Origin of the sequence: Lysinibacillus sp. JK80 (genome assembly GCF_027557635.1) — a bacterium.
GTDB classification, from domain to species: Bacteria; Bacillota; Bacilli; order Bacillales_A; family Planococcaceae; genus Lysinibacillus; species Lysinibacillus capsici.
The window spans coordinates 2,690,386-2,709,233 of the sequence record NZ_CP058997.1; the positions used below are offsets into that span (position 1 = coordinate 2,690,386).

Below are 18,848 nucleotides of genomic sequence, written 5' to 3' on the forward strand. Positions count from 1 at the left end.
CTTCAGCTAAGAAGAGGGTTGCGGTTGCAAGTTTTCCTCCCCTTATCTGCCAGATCCAAGTAAGAATCTGTAGGAATTAGCACCTTAGTAAGCTCATTGCTTACTGGTTGCCGGGCATCATAGGGCCTATCCCTCCGCCGCTCTTGATAAGAGTATGAGATTCAATTTCCATCGTTGTTACACAGTATAAACATAGAGTTTTTTTCTGTCAACATGTAAATTTTATTTTTTCCGAAACTTCTGTCTGCTCTTATACGTAATATGAACGCATACACTATTTTAGAAAAAATTTTGAGAGGAGTATTTTTATGGTAAAGGCCGTGATCATTTTTCTTATGATTGGCTATTTAATAGGCTGTATTCACGGCTCTAAAGTGGCTCAATTTTTATCGGGGGTTGATTTAAAAAAGGCTGGCCACGGTAATGCTGGTGCCTCTAATGCTACTCTTTCCCTTGGCTGGAAGTATGGCGTTTTAGTAGCCCTCATTGATATAGGCAAAGGCGTTGTCGCTATTATAGGTGCACATTTTTATCTAGCGGACGCTATTCATTTAACAGAAGAACAAATTTGGCTGCTTACTTATATTATGGCTGCTGGGGTTATTTTAGGTCATAATTTCCCCTTCTACATGGGCTTCAACGGCGGGAAAGGAACGGCCTCCATCATTGGTATTTTACTTGCTGTTGATTGGAAGATTGGTTTATTTGCACTTATTTTATTTGTTATTTTATCCTTTGCAACAAATTATTTAATTGTAGGTGTTCTAGAATTTTATCTCGTGTTTTGTACAGCAACTTATTTATGGATTCCTGGCATTGGCCCAACCATTATAGCTCTTCTTCTTTTTGGCATAGCCATCATCCTGCACCTCGAAAATATTAAACGATTAGTCAATGGAACAGAGCCTAAAGTAACTTCTGCCTTTAAGAAAAAGAAATAATATTTAATGGATATTTTTGTATTTTTTGTGACCGTATTTTTTCTCTTTATCTACTCATATTGCTGTAAAAAACACCATTTTCACATAGATTTTTTTCTACAATAAAATAGACATATTCTTATCTCAATAAAACATTATACAGGCCGATGTTATGGATAATAATCGTCATTTTTATCGTAGAAAGGATGAGAAAATATGTCTTCACAAGCTACAAAACTTAATTTAAAGCCACTATGGATTGGCTTGGCATTCGCGTTACTAATCATTATTACCTTTTTACCTAACAATGGTGATTTACCTATAGCTGGGCAACGAGCTTTAGCCATTTTAGCTTTTGCAGTCATCCTTTGGGTTACAGAGGCCGTTTCATATCCTGTGAGCTCGGCCATGATCATTGCACTAGTAACTGTTTTACTAGGACTCGCTCCGTCAATGGATAATCCAACTACAGAGTTAGGAACAGCTAGCGCATTAAAATTATCTTTAAGTGGCTTTAGTAATTCTGCCGTTGCTTTAGTAGCAGCAGCTCTTTTTCTAGCGGCAGCAATGCAAATTACTAATCTACATAAACGACTTGCACTTTGGATTCTTTCACTGGTAGGAACGAAAACAAAAGCTATCGTATTTGGCGCTATTTTAGTCTCTATCGTCCTCGCATTTTTTGTACCTTCTGCTACAGCACGAGCTGGCGCAGTAGTACCGATTTTGCTTGGAATGGTGGCAGCATTTGGTTTACCACGTGATAGTCGGCTTGCTGCCTTATTAGTTATTACTTCGGTACAAGCCGTTTCCATTTGGAATATTGGTATTAAAACTGCAGCAGCTCAAAATATGGTGGCTTTAAACTTTATCCAAGAGCAATTTAATGTGGATATTTCATGGGGTGCTTGGCTACTTTATGCAGCCCCCTTCTCAATTATTATGTCGATCTTTTTATTTTTCATTATGATTGCTTTAATTAAACCTGAGACTAGCAATATCGAAGGTGGTAAAGAGGTCATCAAAAAACAGCTTGCAGAGCTTGGCCCATTAAAGGCTCCTGAAATTCGTTTAATCATTACATCCGTAGTTTTACTATTTTTCTGGGCAACTGAAGGGAAGCTACATCCATTTGATACGACAACAGTCACAATTATTGCTATCGCGATTCTATTAATGCCTAAAATCGGTGTGTATTCATGGAAGGAAGTTGAGCCTCATATTCCATGGGGGACAATTATCGTCTTTGCGGTAGGCATTATGTTAGGAACCATTTTACTAAATACGCAAGGTGCTGCATGGTTATCAGATAAAGTTTTTGGTTCACTTGGGCTAGATACTATGCCTTTACTAGCAACCATCGCACTCGTAACTTTATTTAACATTTTGATTCATTTAGGTTTTGCAAGCGCAACTAGCTTAGCCTCAGCACTTATACCTGTGTTTATTGTTTTAGCCTCCACATTAACGGCTAATGTTGATCAAGTTGGTTTTGTTATTGTGCAACAATTCGTCATAAGCTTTGGCTTCCTATTACCAATTAGTGCACCACAAAACATGCTTGCCTATGGTACAGGCTCCTTTACAACAAAGGATTTCTTGAAATCTGGAATTCCATTAACCATTATCGGTTTCCTTCTCGTACTTTTGTTCTCTGCAACTTATTGGAAATGGATTGGATTATTATAGAACTTTCATTAAATTAAAACGTAAAAGCCTTGAAGAAACAGACTATCTGTCCTTCAAGGCTTTTAAGATAAGACTATTGTTTCGTAAAAGCAGGGTCCTTCATCGTACCGTTTTTCGCATAGTTAACGTGCCATGATAGTGCTTTTTCTAGGTCATGTGGTGTGTGATGTCCACCCGTTGCCTCATTGGCATCATTAAAGTACTGCCAAAGCTGCTCCCTATAATCAGGATGTGCACAATTATCAATGATAAGTCCCACTCGTTCTTTTGGAGCAAGTCCTCGTAAATCTGCTACGCCCTGTTCAGTTACAATGACATCAACATCATGCTCCGTATGATCCACATGTGAGACCATTGGGACAATACTCGAAATATCTCCACCCTTAGCATAAGACTTTGTTACAAAAATTCCTAAACGTGCATTACGAGCAAAGTCACCAGACCCTCCGATACCATTCATCATCTTTGTACCAGAAACATGTGTGGAATTCACATTGCCGTAAATATCTAATTCCAATGCCGTATTCACTGAAATTAATCCGAGTCGACGAATAATTTCAGGCTGATTTGAAATTTCTTGAGGGCGCAACACTAATTTATCAGCATATTTTTCAAAATTCCCATAAACACGGTTTCCTACTTGCTCAGAAAGGGTAATAGAAGTAGCAGATGCAAAATTCACTTTCCCTGCATCCATTAATTCAAATACTGCATCTTGGAGAACTTCTGAATAAACTTCTAAGTTCTCAAACTCAGAGTCTTTAAAGCCTAGCAATACAGCATTTGCTACTGAACCTACCCCAGATTGAATTGGACGCAAACTTGTTGTTAAGCGACCTACTTTAATCTCTTCACGTAGGAAATTTAATAAGTGATTAGCCATAACATCTGTCTCTTCATCTGCAGGGACAATCGTTGATGGCGCATCTAATATATCCGAAATGACGATGCCTTTTACTTTATCTAAATCTAGTGGAATTCCAATTATACCAAGACGATCAGAGACATTCTGTAAAGGAATTGGATCACGTTTTCCTTGTTGTGCAGGTACATAAATATCATGTATACCTTCTAATGCATCAAGCTGTGCTACGTTTAATTCAATGATGACTTGGTCTGCTTCTTGCACAAAAATGGGAGAGTTACCAACTGAAGTTGTAGGAATTAATAAGCCTTCTTCTGTAATTGCAGCCGCTTCAATGATCGCAAAATCAATTGGTCCAATAATGCCTTGACGAACAAGCTCAGCATTATGGGAAAGATGGGCATCGACAAATGTGATATCACCGCTATTGATTTTATTACGAATGCCAGCATCTGCTTGGAAAGGACCGCGCTTACGTATGACCCCTGCTTCTGCTAAATATTGGTCTACCTCAGGTCCAAGTGATGCACCTGTAAAGACATCTACTTGAAAATCCTCTTTTTTTGCTTTCTCTACAAGTGCAAGAGGTACAACCTTTACATCACCAGCACGTGTGAATCCACTCATCCCTAATACCATGCCATCCTTAATCCAAGAAGCTGCTTCTTCTGCTGTTACAACCTTGCTTCGTAATTGTTCATGACGAAGCTTTTTCGCTAACTTTTCTTCCATTCCCTATTCCTCCATTCCACTTTATTTTTGTTCAACTTGCATATTTGGTTCCAGTAAATCTGTGACATCCGTCAGAGAATGTATCTTTATTCCAGGAGGATTTCATTACCTAATAGCTAATGCTGTCTAAACATTTGTGAATAAAGATCATGTAATTTTTTGGTAGCACAACCAAATAAACAGTCGCTTCTATAATTTTATACTATTTAGAATATTTAATCTATATCAAATGAAATATTTTACTTTACGAGATAATTTCGTCATTTATAAATTATTTATAAATAACTTTTTGTTCCTCATTATTCGATTTTGCTAGAAAAGCGTGCTATGCTCAAGGTATAGAACAGACACAAAGGAGAGAGTTTTTAATGGTTAAAGAACTATTACGTAGCCATTCCTCGGTACGCATCTATGATGGAGAACCGATTTCAAAAGAAATCATTGAAGATTTAATTGGAACAGCACAAATGGCTGCAACATCACATTTTGTGCAAGCCTATAGTGTAATATGGGTAACAGATGCAGATAAAAAGGAAAAATTAGGCTTACTCTCTGGTAATCCACGTCAATATGAAACTTCAGGTGGGGCATTTGTTTTTTGCGTAGATTTCAAGCGACTTCAAATGGCTGGGAAACTAGAAGGAGTGGATATTGTAGCTGATTCAGCTGAAAATGTCCTTGTCGGGGTAGCAGATGTATCATTGTTTGCACAGAATTTTGTTATTGCGGCAGAGTCAATGGGTTATGGCATTTGCTATATTGGAGGTGTACGCAATAAACCTTCTGAAATCAGTGAATTATTTAATCTGCCTGACCATGTTTTCCCATTATTCGGGCTAACAATCGGCGTTCCTGCACGTCGCAATGAGGTAAAACCTCGTTTACCTGTATCTGCTGTATTACATGAAAATGAATACAATGTTGAAAAATATGAAGAACTTTTACCAGCCTACAACGAGGAAATGGAAATATATTATAACAGCCGTTCGTCTAACAGAAAAATTGATAACTGGACAAAACAGATGGCTGATTTTTTAATTGAACAACGACGTCCGCATATCAAAGAGTTTTTAGCAACTAAAGGGTTTAATTGGAAATAAATTAACGAGAATGGAGTTACTATCGTATGATAATAATTCCATTTTTTACATAAAAATATTACCTATATATATTCAATCTAGGGATATTGCCACAATTACTTCTATAAATCTAACCTTAAATTAAACGAAAAGACTCTTTCCTTTTCCAGCTATTCCATTCATATTAATAAATGATACCTATTAAAGAAAGGAGTTTTAGAAACAATGTCCAATATCAATAAACATCTTGCTCGCACCTTAGAACAACAGCATAAGAGAAGTGTAAGAGGTTTATTCTTAAAAATTGAAGACTTAAATAATGAATGCACCCAATTAAGAAAAAGACTCGAGCCACATATTGATTTGAAAGTATATAAAAAACCCATTGATTATGTCAATCAGTTCGTTTCTCATACTACTATACTCAATTTAAAATTCGTTACGAATACACAGAATTTAGAAGTAGTTGTCTTGCATGCTCTTTTATTATCCTATATTTTAGAAAACACTCAAAGCCATGCTTTTGAATATGAAGATAAATTGTTACAGGGGTATATACAAGAAATCTTTACACTAAATGATCATGCAAAAAGACTATTTATGAACCATAGAGAAAAGATGCTTACCTATGTTCAAGGGCAAGCTACATAAAAAAGACGATCTTCGTAATAACAAGATCGTCTTTTGTTCTTTTATTGTAGTCCTCTAATTATAAGAGAGCGAACTGGTAGGAACTGCTCTCCTGTATCTCCATAAGTGAGTATTACCTCATCACCCTCCTGTAAATAAATTGCTAAAGGTTCTGTTTCGGCACTCACTAAATAATTTTCACCATTGTTTAATAAGAAAGATACAGTTGTAAAATCGCCTAGACGTTCTTTATATACACGTAATACCTTACCACTTATTTGTTTTTCCTCAGCACTTGAGCTACCATCTACAGTATTTCCTCCTCGACTTAAGGCTGTTTTATATAATTTCAATGCCTCCTTAGGAGTAGTAGCGTAAACGGAAATTTCAGGATTGGCTGCAGAAACAATAAAATAGTTTTGTAAGAAACCATTGGAATCTAGCACCGCTGTCAGCCAGCTCGCTTCTCCATAAAAGTTATACAACACTGGCATTTCGCCACTCCACTTTTTCTCAATAAATTTCTTCTCTATTATTTGTAAATTACCTTGTGAATCCATATAACTTGAGTCTTGATTACCTGTATAGTATGTTGCATCCCCTGTTCGTGCGTTTGTTAGTGAATAGCCTAACATTGAATCTACACCTTCTTTAGGACTTGTAAAATCTGTAAAGTAATACATATCACCCTTCTCATCGAAAATCGGGCTAACATTCGATTCTGTTCCTTCATCAGAAGGAATCTTTACATCCTTTTTACCAAACATACTATTCCAAAAACCATGTACATAATTACCGAAATAACTGTTTTGTAAACTTACTGTCTCTGGTGATACAGCACCATCAATAAATTCAGGTATTTGATCCAGTTTAATGACCTCTGATTTCCCCGTCAGCGCATCAACCAAGACAATTCCTTTTACATCAAAGCCATTACGCGCAGAAATAAATTCCCCATATGAGCGAATATAGTATGGCTTTCCTTCATCATCTACTTCCAGCTGTACGTCACCATAAAAAATAAGGAATGGGTGTTGTAAACGAATATGACGTTCTAAATTAGCATTTAAATATGCGGAAGGTACATATTTCATTTCCTCTTTTATAAATTTAGGATTATCCGCAGAATCTGTAGCACTCATTATGAAGTAACCAGGTGTTGTACCACCGTTCATCCATTTAAAGAATCCAGAAAATTCAACTGGTGCGATATAAACATATTCGCCCTTCACTTTTTGAATTTGTAAGCGTCCTAATTCATAGTAGCTCGTATTTGGCACTTGACCGAAAGCCTTTTTCATTTTATTGCGAGCAAATTTCGGTGGTACACTTGCAGGTGTTTGTGTCTCATCGAATGGTTTTATTTCAACTTCTTCCTTCATTTCGGATGACTTAAATTTTTCATTAGCATTCCATAAAGGTGCTGATAAAACATACACAGCTACACCTAGACTTGCTAAAAATAAAACACCTTTTATTTTCCTTTCGATACCACTTGCTAGCAGAGCACCCACTAACGTTAATAAAATAATAGCAGGCCAAAAAACAAGCCAATTTACATCAATTTTTGTTACATATAACGTAATCCCTGTGGCTAAAAACCCTAGTACGAAGACTCCAATAAAAAAGTATCCTATTACCTTTTTCGATTGTCCATCTTCTCGCTTCTTCGTAATAAGCGGTGTCACTAGCACACTTGCGATCAATGCAATGACTGCTGAAGCTATCAGTAGCTTAGTCATTTGGTTCATCCTCTCTTCTTCTTTCTCACTACTTACTTTACGGTTACATACTAAAAAAGTTTCATACATACGTTGTACAGAAAGGAATTCTACCATAAATATTGAATTTCAAAAGGAAAGGAGCTGAAAAATTTGTTAAAAAAATTATTAATCAGTGTCATTATTTTATTGGGTCTTTATTATATTTTTCTCTTTTCCCATATTGCTGAAAGTTTAAAACTCATCTTTAAAGTGATTCCTATGTTGCTCATCATTATTTTAGCTGCGATTCAGAAGCCATTACATATTAAAAAATACCAACTTTTGATTATTGCTGGGCTTGTATTCTGCATGATTGGAGACTATACATTGCAGTGGTTTTTAATCGGTCTAACTAGCTTTCTTATCGGGCATATCTTTTATATTTTTGCTTTCACTACTGCAAATGAGCGGCATGTACCAACTTGGGCTAAAATACTATTATTACTCTATGGAGCAAGTATGGCTATATGGATTGCGGGATCAGTCTTTAAAACAGGTGAAACCATACTTGGTATTGCAGTAATCGCCTACATTTCTGTGATACTCACAATGGGATGGACAGCTATTAAAACTGGATCTACTCTGGCAACAAGTGGTGCAATATTATTTATTGCATCTGATTCTTATTTAGCTATTAACAAATTTGTCATGCCACTAGCATTTTCTCATGAAATTATCATGCTGACTTATTATAGCGCCCAATTACTTATTGCTTTAAGTATCCTTCAATATTCCGAAATCCGAAGTAAAGTGTTACAATAATATCGATTATGCCAAGGCATAATTGCGCCTGGAATCGGCTTTGTGAAAGCACAAAGAATTTTAACATATATACATTAGGAGGCCATACTTATGAAAGAACAAGTAATTGAGCGATTAATACGCTATGCAAAAATTGATACACAATCAGACTTCACAAGCGAAACAACTCCTTCTACACAAAAACAATTTGACCTATTACATGTTTTAAAAGACGAACTTGCCGAAATTGGTTTAACAGACATTACATTAGATGAAAATGGCTATTTATTTGCCTCATTAGAAGCTAATACAGAAAAAGAAGTACCAACTATCGGCTTTTTAGCCCATGTTGATACAGCTACTGACTATACAGGCACAAATGTGAAGCCACAGCGTGTAGATAATTATGATGGTGGAGATATTCAGTTAAACGAAAACTTAGTTATGTCTCCGACTGACTTCCCAGAGCTTAAAAACTATGTAGGCCAAACACTTATTACAACAGATGGTACTACTTTATTAGGCGCTGATGATAAGGCAGGGATTGCTGAAATTATGACGGCAATGGAGTACCTCATTAAAAATCCTACTATTAAGCATGGTAAAATCCGTGTAGCCTTCACGCCAGATGAAGAAATCGGTCGTGGACCACATAAATTTGATGTCGCCGCTTTCGGTGCAGACTATGCCTATACTATGGATGGTGGACCACTTGGCGAACTACAATTCGAGAGCTTCAATGCCGCTGGCGTAAAAGTAATTACAAAAGGCACTAGCGTCCATCCTGGTTCAGCAAAAAATAAAATGGTGAATGCTATTACAATGGCTATTGCCTTCCAAAATGAAATGCCTGCTGACGCAGTTCCTGAAAAGACAGAAGGTTATGAAGGTTTCATTCATTTAATGAGCTTTAAAGGGGCTCTTGAGCATTCTGAGCTATCTTATATCGTGCGTGACCATGATCGCCAAAAGTTTGAAGAGAAAAAACAATTAATGCGTGATGCTGCAGCTAAAATTCAAGCACAATTTGGTGAGCATGCACTGAGTATTACCATTGAAGATCAATACTACAATATGGGTGAAAAAATTGAGCCTGTAAAAGAAATTGTTGACATTGCACGTACTGCAATGGAAAAATTAGATATTACACCGAATACCCTGCCAATTCGTGGCGGTACAGATGGCTCACAATTATCTTATATGGGCCTACCGACACCAAATATTTTCGCTGGTGGCGAAAACATGCATGGCAAATTCGAATTTGTATCCGCTGAAACAATGGAAAAAGCAACTCAAGTTATCATAGAAATCGTTCAGCTTTTTGAACAGCAAGCAAAATAACAGTTTTTATTTTGAGTGAGCTTACCAAAGGAATCATGAAAAATTTTCATAGCTACGAAGAGGGGTTTTTCCTCTCTTCGTAATTTTTTCAGCCATAAATACTGAATTTTCAAATTACATAAAGGGTTTGAGGTTATAAACTCAAATTGAGGTGATGTTTATGAAAGAAATTGCATTAGGTATTTTAGCTTCCCTTTTCTTTGCCGTGACATTTATTTTAAATCACGCAATGGAAATGCAAGGTGGTAGTTGGCTATGGAGTGCATCATTACGCTATTTTTTTATGCTCCCTTTCTTGCTTATCATTGTCTTTTATCGTAAGGGCTTTTCACAGCTTTCTGGTGAAATAAAAGCACAGCCTATAGCATGGCTACTTTGGAGCTTTGTTGGATTTGTTTTATTTTACGCGCCATTAACATTTGCTGCTGCTTTTGGTCCAGGTTGGTTGGTTTCAGGTACATGGCAGTTTACAATCGTTGCTGGTGTATTATTAGCTCCTCTTTTTGTATCGATCATTGCTGGTAAAACAGTGCGACAAAAAATACCTTTCATATCCTTGCTTATTTCATGCGTCATTTTAGTAGGTATTTTGCTTATACAAATACCTCATGCACAATCAGTATCGTTTAGAAGTTTAATGCTTGGTATTTTACCTGTCATCGTTGCAGCTTTTGCTTACCCTCTCGGCAATCGTAAAATGATGGGAGTTTGTGGGGGCCGAATCGATACTTTTCAGCGGGTGTTAGGAATGACCATTGCTTCAATGCCAGCATGGATCATCATAGCTATTTATGCCGTTCTTACAGTAGGACTTCCCTCAGCAAGTCAAATGTTTCAATCATTGCTTGTTGGAATTAGCTCAGGCGTTATAGCAACAGTTTTATTTTTCATAGCAACGGATCGCGTAAGAGACCATCAAGGCAAGCTAGCTGCTGTGGAAGCAACTCAGTCAACAGAAATTCTTTTCGTTATTATAGGTGAGGTATTACTATTAGGAATCGCCTTCCCTAGCCCTATTGCACTTGCAGGTCTCGGAGTTATCATTGTTGGTATGCTATTACATAGTTACTATACAATGATTATCGGGAAAAAGAATGCTGTGCAACAAAACACAACTTCTTAGCAGTCCATTTTATGGGCTGTTTTTTTACAAAAAAAAGACGACTCTATTCTAAATTTAGAATAAGTCGTCTGAGATTTTCACGTTCCCAAAAAATGAGGGGGGTTTTAGGAGCGTAATCATGAACTAGCAAACTTCTGGAGAAAAGTAGCTAAAGTTCATCCTCTCTACACTGTATTGTAGACGAGGAATAATCTTTATACGATAATGATAATCATTATCAATTAAAATGTCAATCATAATCTTATAATTTTTTTACTTTTTCAAAAAGATTTTTTTAATGAGCGTCGGTACTGCCATTGCTTCAACTGAAAATGTAAAAAACAGCCTATACAAAAGCCTGCTATTGCGATGGCCGATGCAATTGCAACCAGGCCAGTAAAGATATGACCAACAACCTGCCAATGTAACAGATAACCTAATAAACCAGCTGCTAAACAAAGGCTAGCAATACTTGAATTAAATTTTTGCTGCTGAGCATCCTCTGGTATATATGTAGATGGAGCCTTTGTTAAAAAGAGCTTCCCTACACGAAGTATCGGGTTATAGTTGCATAAAATACCTAGTAAATTTGCAGCTAGTGGAATTACTAATATCCAGGTAATTCCTGTTACCCATGATAAAATGACACTCAGAAGAATAGTCCACTGGTTCAGTCTAACAAGTGGTCTTGGAATTGTATGAAGTTGCGACACCCTAAAACCCACTTTTCTGATATGTTTAATGTATTTTACTACATGATATTCCATTTGTGAAGCAAAAATGATTACTTTATAATGAAGTTAACAGATGTTCAAAGGAAAAGAGGATAACTATGCCAGCTTTAACAATGGATCAAGTTCAACAATTAAACTCGTACAGTATTTATACAACTGAACCTAAGCGGACTTTATTTACTTTAGCTGATATACATAAAGACTTTTACCATCCTGATTTTTTAAACCTTATGATGGGTATAACAGATGCAGCAACAGAAACAGCAGCTATTTCTCACTTTGCACGCCGCTATGGAATGTTTTTTGCTATGCAATTTTATATGCTTGCCGCTTATGACGAAGTATGGGATGGTAAGCCACTTGAATTGCGTTTTGATGCTGCAAAGGAATTTAATAGCTTTACTGTTGCCATGTTTGCCAATCCAAATGATTGGCGCTACGTTGAGGAAGATGAACGCCAAGCTGTTATTGAGAAAATTCTTTACGATGGCCATGTCATTGTCCAACAGCTTCGTAAAGTAACCTCCATCTCCCCCCTTACCATTTGGGAAAATTTCTTCGGCTATTTGCTATGGCATTATCATATATTATTATCTAATCCTGGCTTAGCCGATCAAGCCATGGAGGATATTGAGGCTTTAGAGGACCCAAAAACATGGGCACGCTTCTCCAATAAATCTTGGTGGGCACAATATACAGGTGGTCTTAGCCCGACTAATTTAGTCAACGTTCCTGTAAGAAAATCATGCTGTTTTTCTAAAGATATCCCAGGTTTAATGGCTTGTGGTTTTTGCCCAATGAAAAAATAATAGAGCCTTTTAAAAAAGCCTTACCTTCCACAAATTCATGTGAATGGTAAGGCTTTGTGCTTTATTTTTCGTATACTACAAACCAATCGTTGTTTTCTTCAAACATAGACGTGCCAAGGAAACCTTGTTTTAAAAGTTGCTGTTGCGCAGTTGTGTCTCCCATCGATATCACTTGTTTTTCAGTAAAATTCGGGGACATCTCTTGTCGTAAGTCTTTATAAAAATATAACGAAGCTTATCTACATATTTAATTTTTAATCCTTTAATAACGAGGTCTTGCGAGAATTTATCCTTTAAGCTCGGAATATTATATGGCTTTACAGTGGAGCAAACATAATCGTATTTTTCTAAATCGATATTTTCCATCACTACTGTAGCTAATGTTTTCTGTAATCCGTAACCTCGATATTTTGGTGAAACATTCGATATTTCCTGATATAAAACACGTTGAAATTCGTTTTCTGCAATCCCACAATCATAGCCAAGGTGTTCTTCATCAATTGGCGGGTTTAACAGTGCACGAAAGGCGATTAATTCTTCCCCTACATAAGCACCCATCATCATTCCATGACCATTTAAAATATACTCAAATTCCTCTGTGCTTAAGGGTTGTAGGATACTTTGGTCTGCTAAAGCTTCATAAACCTCAACTTGTAGCTCTTCAATTTGTTGTAAATGTTGGAGTGTTAATTTTATAACAAAAAACGGTGTCTCACCAAGCATACCATCATAGATAATTTCCATATTACGCCTCCTTAGGCTGTGACAACAGTTGAAAACTTACATAATTCCTGGATGACAGCTTCATCTACATCTACCCCTAATCCGGGTTTTTCATTTAAACAAATAAATGGTACATCATAATGTAAGTTCCCAACATCCTTTGAGAATTTTAATGGACCCGTTAGTTCTACACTCGTCATAATCTTCTTAGAAAATGCTACATGGAAGCCTGCAGCAGAACCAACTGACGACTCTACCATGGAACCAACTTGACATTCAATTCCTGCCATTTCCGCCATAACAGCAAGCTTCATAGCAGGATAGATGCCACCACACTTCATTAATTTAATATTTACTTTATCTGCTGCACGCTTGGCTATAATTTCACGCATTTCACGTACGCCTCGTAGTCCTTCATCAATCATTAATGTCACATCAGACTTTGATTTAATTTCCACCATTCCATCAATGTCTTCGCTATCGACAGGTTGCTCTAGCCAATTGATATTTAAATCTTTCATAGCACGTAAACCTTGTAAAGTAGTGGCTGCATTACCCCAACCTTGATTTACATCCACTCGAATAGCAATGTCTTCGCCTACTCGCTCACGTACCGCTTTTATACGGGCTACATCACGAAGTACCTCTGTACCTACCTTCATTTTAAAAGAGCGATAGCCCATTTCTACTCGATTAGCTGCCTCCTCTGCCATTGCTTCAGGTGTTCCAATGCTTAGTACATGTGTGATTGGGAATTTTTCATGATAACGTCCACCTAAAAGTTGGTATACAGGTACCCCTAAGGCTTTTCCAGCAATATCGAAGCAAGCAATATCGATCGCTGCTTTTGCTGCTGGTACATCTTTCACAACTTTATTCATTTTATCGTGTAGTTTTTCAAAGGCCATTGGACTTTCCCCAATAATAGCTGGGACTAGCTGATGTTTTAGTACAGCATATGTACTTTCCCATGATTCACCTGTTACATGTTCATCAGGAACAGCTTCACCATACCCTACCACACCTGTATCGGTAGTTACTTTTAAAATAATGGAAGGCATTGTATCATATGTAGCATAACTAATGATGAATGGATCAATTAGTGGTAAATGTATAGCAGAAATTTCTACTTGTTTAATTTTCATCGTAATCAGTCTCCTCTGTCGTTAAAGTTGTCGCTAATACGTCGCTAAATGTTTAAAAAAATAGAAAAGGAGTGATGTCCATGTCTACCAAAATAGCGATTATATGTTCAAAAGCATTTATGAAACGTATTATTAGTATCGCACAAAACATAACCGATATTCAATTAGAATTTTATCTTTACAGCCACCCCTCTGAAGCGCCTACTTTAATGAAGCAAATAAAACCGTGTGATGCAATATTATTTGGAGGAACGTTACCTTATCTACACACACAATCATTACTTTCAGAAGTTCCAATACCTTGGAATTATATTAAGCAAGATGAAACAACCATTTCTACAACATTGTTATCATTAGTAGCCAAACATGCTGTAGCTATCGACAGGATATCCATTGATGTAATGAATCCTGCATTCGTTGATAATGTTTTAGCAGAAATAGAATTTCATGGTCAAAAGCCACATGTTCAGCATATTTCGATTACTGAACCAACTGAGAATATTTTAAAACGCCATATCGCCCTGTGGAATTCAAAAAGTATTGATTTTGTCATTACAAGTATTCATAGTGTATTTGATGAATTACAAGCACTTCAAATACCGTCAATGCGTATGTTAGATGCTACCAAATCTATTATTCAATGCCTTGAAGAAACAAAATCAAAATCACTATTAACCAAGTCAGAAGCTTTCAAGGCTGTAGTGGGTCTCTTAGAAATCCCTAAAAATACTTCCATTGAATCAACTGTTTTAAGTCAAATTGCGAAAGCTACCTTTTCAACTTTTAAGCAAATTTCAACGCATTCCTTTGAGCTATACACAACTGCTGGACATCTTCAAAATGCTCTCGAAAAGGAAAACTTAGAGCAGCTCATACAGCAAGTTGAACAACCTTTTAAGCTAGCATTTGGCTATGGCTATTCCATTTTGGAGGCCACACAAAATGCTCAGCATGCTTTAACATTTACTAAACCTTTTGAGATTTATATTCTTGATGAACATAAAAACTTATTAGGGCCTTTCCCTAATACAGAAGGTAAAATTTCTTTAAAAACCGATGATCCTTATGTTTTACAAATGGCTAAGCTTACAAGTTTAAGTCCATTAAATATTTCTAAAATAATCAATTTCAGTAACGAACGACAGTCAGCTCAATTTACATCTCAAAATCTTTCTGAATACCTCCAAGTAACACGACGTACTACAGAGCGTATTATTAAAAAATTAGTTGATAATGGCTATGTAAATATTGTTGGTGAAGAAATGACCCATCAACAAGGACGACCTCGTAAAATTTATCAATTGAATTTTGCAACTTACTAAACTGCTCTATAAAGGAATTCTCGTAGATACACGTGGATCTACGAGAATTTTTTATTTTAGTCAGCCATTACCATATTATCCGCATTTTCTGCTTCTATCGCCTTTTTACGCTTCTCAGCTTCTGCTATTTCTTCTGGCGTTAATTTAACAATAGCAAATCCAATATATCCATAAATAATAGAAATAATTGGTACAGCAAAGTTAAGAATTGCATATGGTGCATATTCCATTGCACTTACACCTAAGGTAGCTAAAATAAACACACCACAAGTATTCCAAGGGAAGAAAACAGATGTTAATGTTCCCCCATCCTCTAATGCACGAGAGAGGTTTTTAGAATGTAAACCACGTTGTTGATAGACACCTGCAAACATACGTGAAGGAACAACAATTGAGATATATTGCTCAGAACATGTTGCGTTGGTTGTTACACAAGCTGCAATCGTTGAAGCAATAAGACTTCCTGTAGATTTAGCAAACTTCACAATTACATTCATCAATGCCTTTAACATTCCTGAATACTCTAAAATACCACCAAATGTCATCGCTACAATCGTCATTGAAACCGTATTCATCATCGAATCTAGACCACCGCGGTTAAATAGCTCGTCTACCATTTGATTACCTGTAGAGATTTCAAAGCCAGCCTGTAATGCATGTACTGCACTTGCTGCTGAACCACCTTGTACAAAAATTTGTAGTAAGAAACCTGAAACAATCCCTATAATTAAAGCTGGAATTGCTGGCACTTTCTTAGCTACTAATACAATAACTCCAACTGGAACTAGTAATAGTAAAGGAGAAATAACAAAGCTTTCTTCCATCACTTTTAAAGTTGTTAAAATTTCTTCAGATTGCATTGAAACTTCTGCAAATTTTCTACCTAAAAATCCAAAAACAACAAGTGAAATAATCAACGCTGGAATTGTTGTATAAAGCATATGCTTTATATGATCAAATAAATTAGTACCTGTTAATCCTGCCGCTAGATTCGTTGTATCTGATAGGGGTGACATCTTATCTCCAAAGTATGAACCCGAAATAACAGCACCAGCAATCATAGCCGCTGGAATACCCATACTTAAACCAATACCCATCCCTGCGACACCAATAGTCGCCATTGTAGACCATGAACTACCAATAGCTAATGACACAATTGAACATAACAGCATGATTGTCACTAGGAACCACGCTGGAGAAATTAACTTTAGACCGTAGAAAATCATCGTTGCTACGACACCGCCGCCAATCCATGCCCCAATTGTCAAACCTACTAAAATAATAATAACAATGGCAGGTAATGCCAGACGAATTCCTTTATACATCATCTCTTCAATTTCTGCCCATTTATATCCATGCATTTTGGCAACAATTGCTGCTACAGTTGTGCCAACAAGAAGAGGTACGTGAGGACTTTGCTCTAAAACAACTACTGTAATCAACATAGTAATAATCATAATTGCAAAAGTTAGTAGTGCCCAGCCCGCATTAATATCCTTTTTCATTTTTCCATCCCCTTTTTTTGCACCAAATCCCTTTTCGGTTTTTTCAAGACGCAAATAATTTTTTACGTTTTTTAGCTTAATATTCAAAAAATTAAAAGTCAACGCAAAAAATTTATGCTTCCCTAGCAAATCCCTTTATTTTAGCGTAATAAAACGCTTTCAAGTAGCAATAAAAAACAATGCAAACCCTTGAATATCCATGCATCATTAAAAATGTTCATGCAAAAAAGCTATATGAAAAAAAAGTTACATTTTTTCATATAGCTTTTAATATTTTTTTATTCAGGCTTTTTTTCTAATACACATGCAAGTACTTTCGCAGCATCAATTAAGGCACTACGATCAAATGTCATTTTAGGGTGGTGTAATCCTGGTGTTAAATTTGCACCAATTCCAATCATTGCCGCTTTTAATTCTGGCTTTTTAACTGTATAGAAATGGAAATCATCACTACCTGGTGTAGTTATTTCATCTGCTAAATGCCCTTCTCCCAAAGCCTCAATGATGGCATTCTTTGCCATGTTCGCAGCAGTTGGGGAAACTTCAGCACCTGGTGTGAAATCTATCCACTTCCAACTCATATCAATTTCAAATTGTTGCTGTATTGATTTCAGGCCAGATTCAATTTTACTGCGCAACAATTCAAGTTGTTGATTATGCTGTGCGCGAACATCCATGGAGAAACTAGCATTACCTGGAATAATATTTGTACTACCACCATCCGCAATGATTTTTGTTAACTTAGCAGAATGTGGTTCAAATGGTGATAAATGAATGCTGTGTAGCATTTGTTGCACGGCCATAATAACATCAATGGCATTTTTACCTTGATGTGGTCTAGCACCATGTGCATCTATACCTTGAATAGATCCCTCTAAAAAATAAGCAGCGCCATGATGAATCGCAGGCGAAACTTTGCCAAGTGGTAATTCTTCTATTGGTCTTAAATGAACACCAAATAAATGTGATACTCCATCAACCGCGCCTCTATCAAACGTTGCACATGCGCCATTTCCTAGTTCTTCAGCAGGTTGGAAGATGAAACGAATACGATGTTGTAAGGTGCGATCTTTCAGTAGTAATAATGCACCAAGAACCATGGAGATATTCGCATCATGTCCACACGAATGATTTGCTTGCCACTTCCCATCAACTTCCTGCCATAAGGCATCAATATCAGCACGTACTGCAACAATTTCATTACCAGTCCCAATTTCAGCTATTAATCCTGGTATATCACCTAATAAACGATAACTAACATGCAATTCATCAAGTATGGAAGCAATTTTTTTAGTAGTCTCAAACTCTTTCCAACTTACTTCGGGATATTGATGAAAATGATCAAACCATTGATAAATCGTTTCTTCTACTGTTAAAGCTTTCGACATAACTACACCTCTATACGCATTTTTGTTTCCCATTATACATGAATCTTTTTCAGAAAAGTACATATGTCTTCAGACCTATTACACTTATTTTAATCATATATTACGTTCATATGCACTGGAAAAGTCATTTATCAATAGAGGTATAATATACAATGGGCTATGCTAAAAGTTAGTATACTTTCAACATAGCCCATCAAATTTTCATCATAAACTTGTAAAAAATCCTTCTGGATACTCTTCATACTGAATATTCACCATTTGCTCCTCATTTTTCTCTTCTTCTTCACGTAAATCGAATTCTTGATCCACTAAATACGTTTCAAACTTTGAATTTAACAACTTCCCCATTGTACCACTCCT

16 protein-coding genes, 1 pseudogene and 1 riboswitch are annotated in these 18,848 nt (G+C 36.5%); of the genes and pseudogenes, 9 read left to right on the top strand and 8 right to left on the bottom strand.

Annotated features, from left to right (window positions below; genetic code table 11):
• Nucleotides 1-39 precede the first annotated feature (39 nt).
• Nucleotides 40-153, bottom strand: a riboswitch (SAM riboswitch).
• Nucleotides 154-308: 155 nt separating this feature from the next.
• Together HXV90_RS13585 and HXV90_RS13590 are read left to right on the top strand one after the other, a co-directional pair.
• Complete coding sequence (locus HXV90_RS13585) at nucleotides 309-941, top strand: glycerol-3-phosphate acyltransferase (protein WP_112117201.1); 633 nt, start codon at nucleotides 309-311, stop codon at nucleotides 939-941.
• A gap of 195 nt (nucleotides 942-1,136) precedes the next feature.
• Nucleotides 1,137-2,609: a DASS family sodium-coupled anion symporter gene (locus HXV90_RS13590; RefSeq protein ID WP_269897424.1), complete on the top strand. Its 1,473-nt coding sequence runs from the start codon at nucleotides 1,137-1,139 to the stop codon at nucleotides 2,607-2,609.
• Between the two features lie 73 nt (nucleotides 2,610-2,682).
• Here the strand turns inward: HXV90_RS13590 and HXV90_RS13595 are convergent, their stop codons facing one another.
• The gene (locus tag HXV90_RS13595) at nucleotides 2,683-4,206 is read right to left on the bottom strand and encodes a succinyl-CoA:acetate CoA-transferase ScpC (protein ID WP_048393275.1); all 1,524 of its coding nucleotides are present in this window, start codon (nucleotides 4,204-4,206) and stop codon (nucleotides 2,683-2,685) included.
• A 368-nt stretch (nucleotides 4,207-4,574) separates the two neighbouring features.
• Here HXV90_RS13595 and chrR point away from each other — a divergent pair, with 368 nt between their 5' ends.
• Nucleotides 4,575-5,306, top strand: a complete 732-nt coding sequence (gene chrR / locus HXV90_RS13600) for a class II chromate reductase ChrR (protein ID WP_048393273.1) — start codon at nucleotides 4,575-4,577, stop codon at nucleotides 5,304-5,306.
• A 204-nt stretch (nucleotides 5,307-5,510) separates the two neighbouring features.
• Entirely contained in the window at nucleotides 5,511-5,936 is a 426-nt protein-coding gene (locus tag HXV90_RS13605) for a hypothetical protein (protein ID WP_269897425.1), read from the top strand.
• A 41-nt stretch (nucleotides 5,937-5,977) separates the two neighbouring features.
• On the opposite strand, the gene HXV90_RS13610 is transcribed toward HXV90_RS13605, so the two are convergent.
• Nucleotides 5,978-7,657 (bottom strand): tripartite tricarboxylate transporter TctB family protein, encoded by a 1,680-nt coding sequence (locus HXV90_RS13610; RefSeq protein WP_112117199.1) that lies wholly within the window; start codon nucleotides 7,655-7,657, stop codon nucleotides 5,978-5,980.
• Nucleotides 7,658-7,789: 132 nt separating this feature from the next.
• Between HXV90_RS13610 and HXV90_RS13615 the strand changes: the two genes are divergently transcribed.
• The 3 genes from HXV90_RS13615 to HXV90_RS13625 all read left to right on the top strand — a co-directional run bounded on the left by HXV90_RS13615 (nucleotide 7,790) and on the right by HXV90_RS13625 (nucleotide 10,883).
• Nucleotides 7,790-8,440, top strand: a complete 651-nt coding sequence (locus HXV90_RS13615; protein WP_103117364.1) for a lysoplasmalogenase — start codon at nucleotides 7,790-7,792, stop codon at nucleotides 8,438-8,440.
• Between the two features lie 90 nt (nucleotides 8,441-8,530).
• The gene (pepT, locus tag HXV90_RS13620; RefSeq protein ID WP_269897426.1) at nucleotides 8,531-9,760 is read left to right on the top strand and encodes a peptidase T; all 1,230 of its coding nucleotides are present in this window, start codon (nucleotides 8,531-8,533) and stop codon (nucleotides 9,758-9,760) included.
• A gap of 160 nt (nucleotides 9,761-9,920) precedes the next feature.
• Nucleotides 9,921-10,883, top strand: a complete 963-nt coding sequence (locus tag HXV90_RS13625) for a DMT family transporter (protein WP_269897427.1) — start codon at nucleotides 9,921-9,923, stop codon at nucleotides 10,881-10,883.
• A 260-nt stretch (nucleotides 10,884-11,143) separates the two neighbouring features.
• Here HXV90_RS13625 and HXV90_RS13630 read toward each other — a convergent pair whose 3' ends face one another.
• Nucleotides 11,144-11,575: a DUF4395 domain-containing protein gene (locus HXV90_RS13630; protein ID WP_054549066.1), complete on the bottom strand. Its 432-nt coding sequence runs from the start codon at nucleotides 11,573-11,575 to the stop codon at nucleotides 11,144-11,146.
• Between the two features lie 119 nt (nucleotides 11,576-11,694).
• Here HXV90_RS13630 and HXV90_RS13635 point away from each other — a divergent pair, with 119 nt between their 5' ends.
• Entirely contained in the window at nucleotides 11,695-12,405 is a 711-nt protein-coding gene (locus HXV90_RS13635) for a Fe-S oxidoreductase (RefSeq protein ID WP_004229768.1), read from the top strand.
• A 61-nt stretch (nucleotides 12,406-12,466) separates the two neighbouring features.
• Here HXV90_RS13635 and HXV90_RS13640 read toward each other — a convergent pair.
• A pseudogene (locus HXV90_RS13640) lies at nucleotides 12,467-13,149 on the bottom strand (GNAT family N-acetyltransferase).
• Between the two features lie 11 nt (nucleotides 13,150-13,160).
• Nucleotides 13,161-14,273, bottom strand: coding sequence for a mandelate racemase/muconate lactonizing enzyme family protein (locus HXV90_RS13645; protein ID WP_269897428.1), 1,113 nt, complete (start codon nucleotides 14,271-14,273; stop codon nucleotides 13,161-13,163).
• An 80-nt stretch (nucleotides 14,274-14,353) separates the two neighbouring features.
• Between HXV90_RS13645 and HXV90_RS13650 the strand changes: the two genes are divergently transcribed.
• Complete coding sequence (locus HXV90_RS13650; protein ID WP_048393260.1) at nucleotides 14,354-15,595, top strand: helix-turn-helix domain-containing protein; 1,242 nt, start codon at nucleotides 14,354-14,356, stop codon at nucleotides 15,593-15,595.
• A gap of 56 nt (nucleotides 15,596-15,651) precedes the next feature.
• Here the strand turns inward: HXV90_RS13650 and nhaC are convergent, their stop codons facing one another.
• The 3 genes from nhaC to HXV90_RS13665 form a co-directional block, all read right to left on the bottom strand.
• The gene (gene nhaC / locus HXV90_RS13655) at nucleotides 15,652-17,100 is read right to left on the bottom strand and encodes a Na+/H+ antiporter NhaC (protein WP_112118021.1); all 1,449 of its coding nucleotides are present in this window, start codon (nucleotides 17,098-17,100) and stop codon (nucleotides 15,652-15,654) included.
• A 278-nt stretch (nucleotides 17,101-17,378) separates the two neighbouring features.
• Complete coding sequence (locus tag HXV90_RS13660) at nucleotides 17,379-18,488, bottom strand: amidohydrolase (RefSeq protein ID WP_054549062.1); 1,110 nt, start codon at nucleotides 18,486-18,488, stop codon at nucleotides 17,379-17,381.
• Between the two features lie 204 nt (nucleotides 18,489-18,692).
• Nucleotides 18,693-18,836, bottom strand: a complete 144-nt coding sequence (locus HXV90_RS13665; protein WP_269897429.1) for a hypothetical protein — start codon at nucleotides 18,834-18,836, stop codon at nucleotides 18,693-18,695.
• Between the last annotated feature and the right edge of the window lie 12 nt (nucleotides 18,837-18,848).

Bases quoted from the DNA above. Each gene is read 5' to 3' on its own strand.
- HXV90_RS13585 (WP_112117201.1), top strand. From the start codon at position 309: ATGGTAAAGGCCGTGATCATTTTTCTTATGATTGGCTATTTAATAGGC.
- HXV90_RS13590 (WP_269897424.1), top strand. From the start codon at position 1,137: ATGTCTTCACAAGCTACAAAACTTAATTTAAAGCCACTATGGATTGGC.
- HXV90_RS13595 (WP_048393275.1), bottom strand. From the start codon at position 4,206: ATGGAAGAAAAGTTAGCGAAAAAGCTTCGTCATGAACAATTACGAAGC.
- chrR (WP_048393273.1), top strand. From the start codon at position 4,575: ATGGTTAAAGAACTATTACGTAGCCATTCCTCGGTACGCATCTATGAT.
- HXV90_RS13605 (WP_269897425.1), top strand. From the start codon at position 5,511: ATGTCCAATATCAATAAACATCTTGCTCGCACCTTAGAACAACAGCAT.
- HXV90_RS13610 (WP_112117199.1), bottom strand. From the start codon at position 7,657: ATGACTAAGCTACTGATAGCTTCAGCAGTCATTGCATTGATCGCAAGT.
- pepT (WP_269897426.1), top strand. From the start codon at position 8,531: ATGAAAGAACAAGTAATTGAGCGATTAATACGCTATGCAAAAATTGAT.
- HXV90_RS13625 (WP_269897427.1), top strand. From the start codon at position 9,921: ATGAAAGAAATTGCATTAGGTATTTTAGCTTCCCTTTTCTTTGCCGTG.
- HXV90_RS13635 (WP_004229768.1), top strand. From the start codon at position 11,695: ATGCCAGCTTTAACAATGGATCAAGTTCAACAATTAAACTCGTACAGT.
- HXV90_RS13645 (WP_269897428.1), bottom strand. From the start codon at position 14,273: ATGAAAATTAAACAAGTAGAAATTTCTGCTATACATTTACCACTAATT.
- HXV90_RS13650 (WP_048393260.1), top strand. From the start codon at position 14,354: ATGTCTACCAAAATAGCGATTATATGTTCAAAAGCATTTATGAAACGT.
- nhaC (WP_112118021.1), bottom strand. From the start codon at position 17,100: ATGAAAAAGGATATTAATGCGGGCTGGGCACTACTAACTTTTGCAATT.
- HXV90_RS13660 (WP_054549062.1), bottom strand. From the start codon at position 18,488: ATGTCGAAAGCTTTAACAGTAGAAGAAACGATTTATCAATGGTTTGAT.
- HXV90_RS13665 (WP_269897429.1), bottom strand. From the start codon at position 18,836: ATGGGGAAGTTGTTAAATTCAAAGTTTGAAACGTATTTAGTGGATCAA.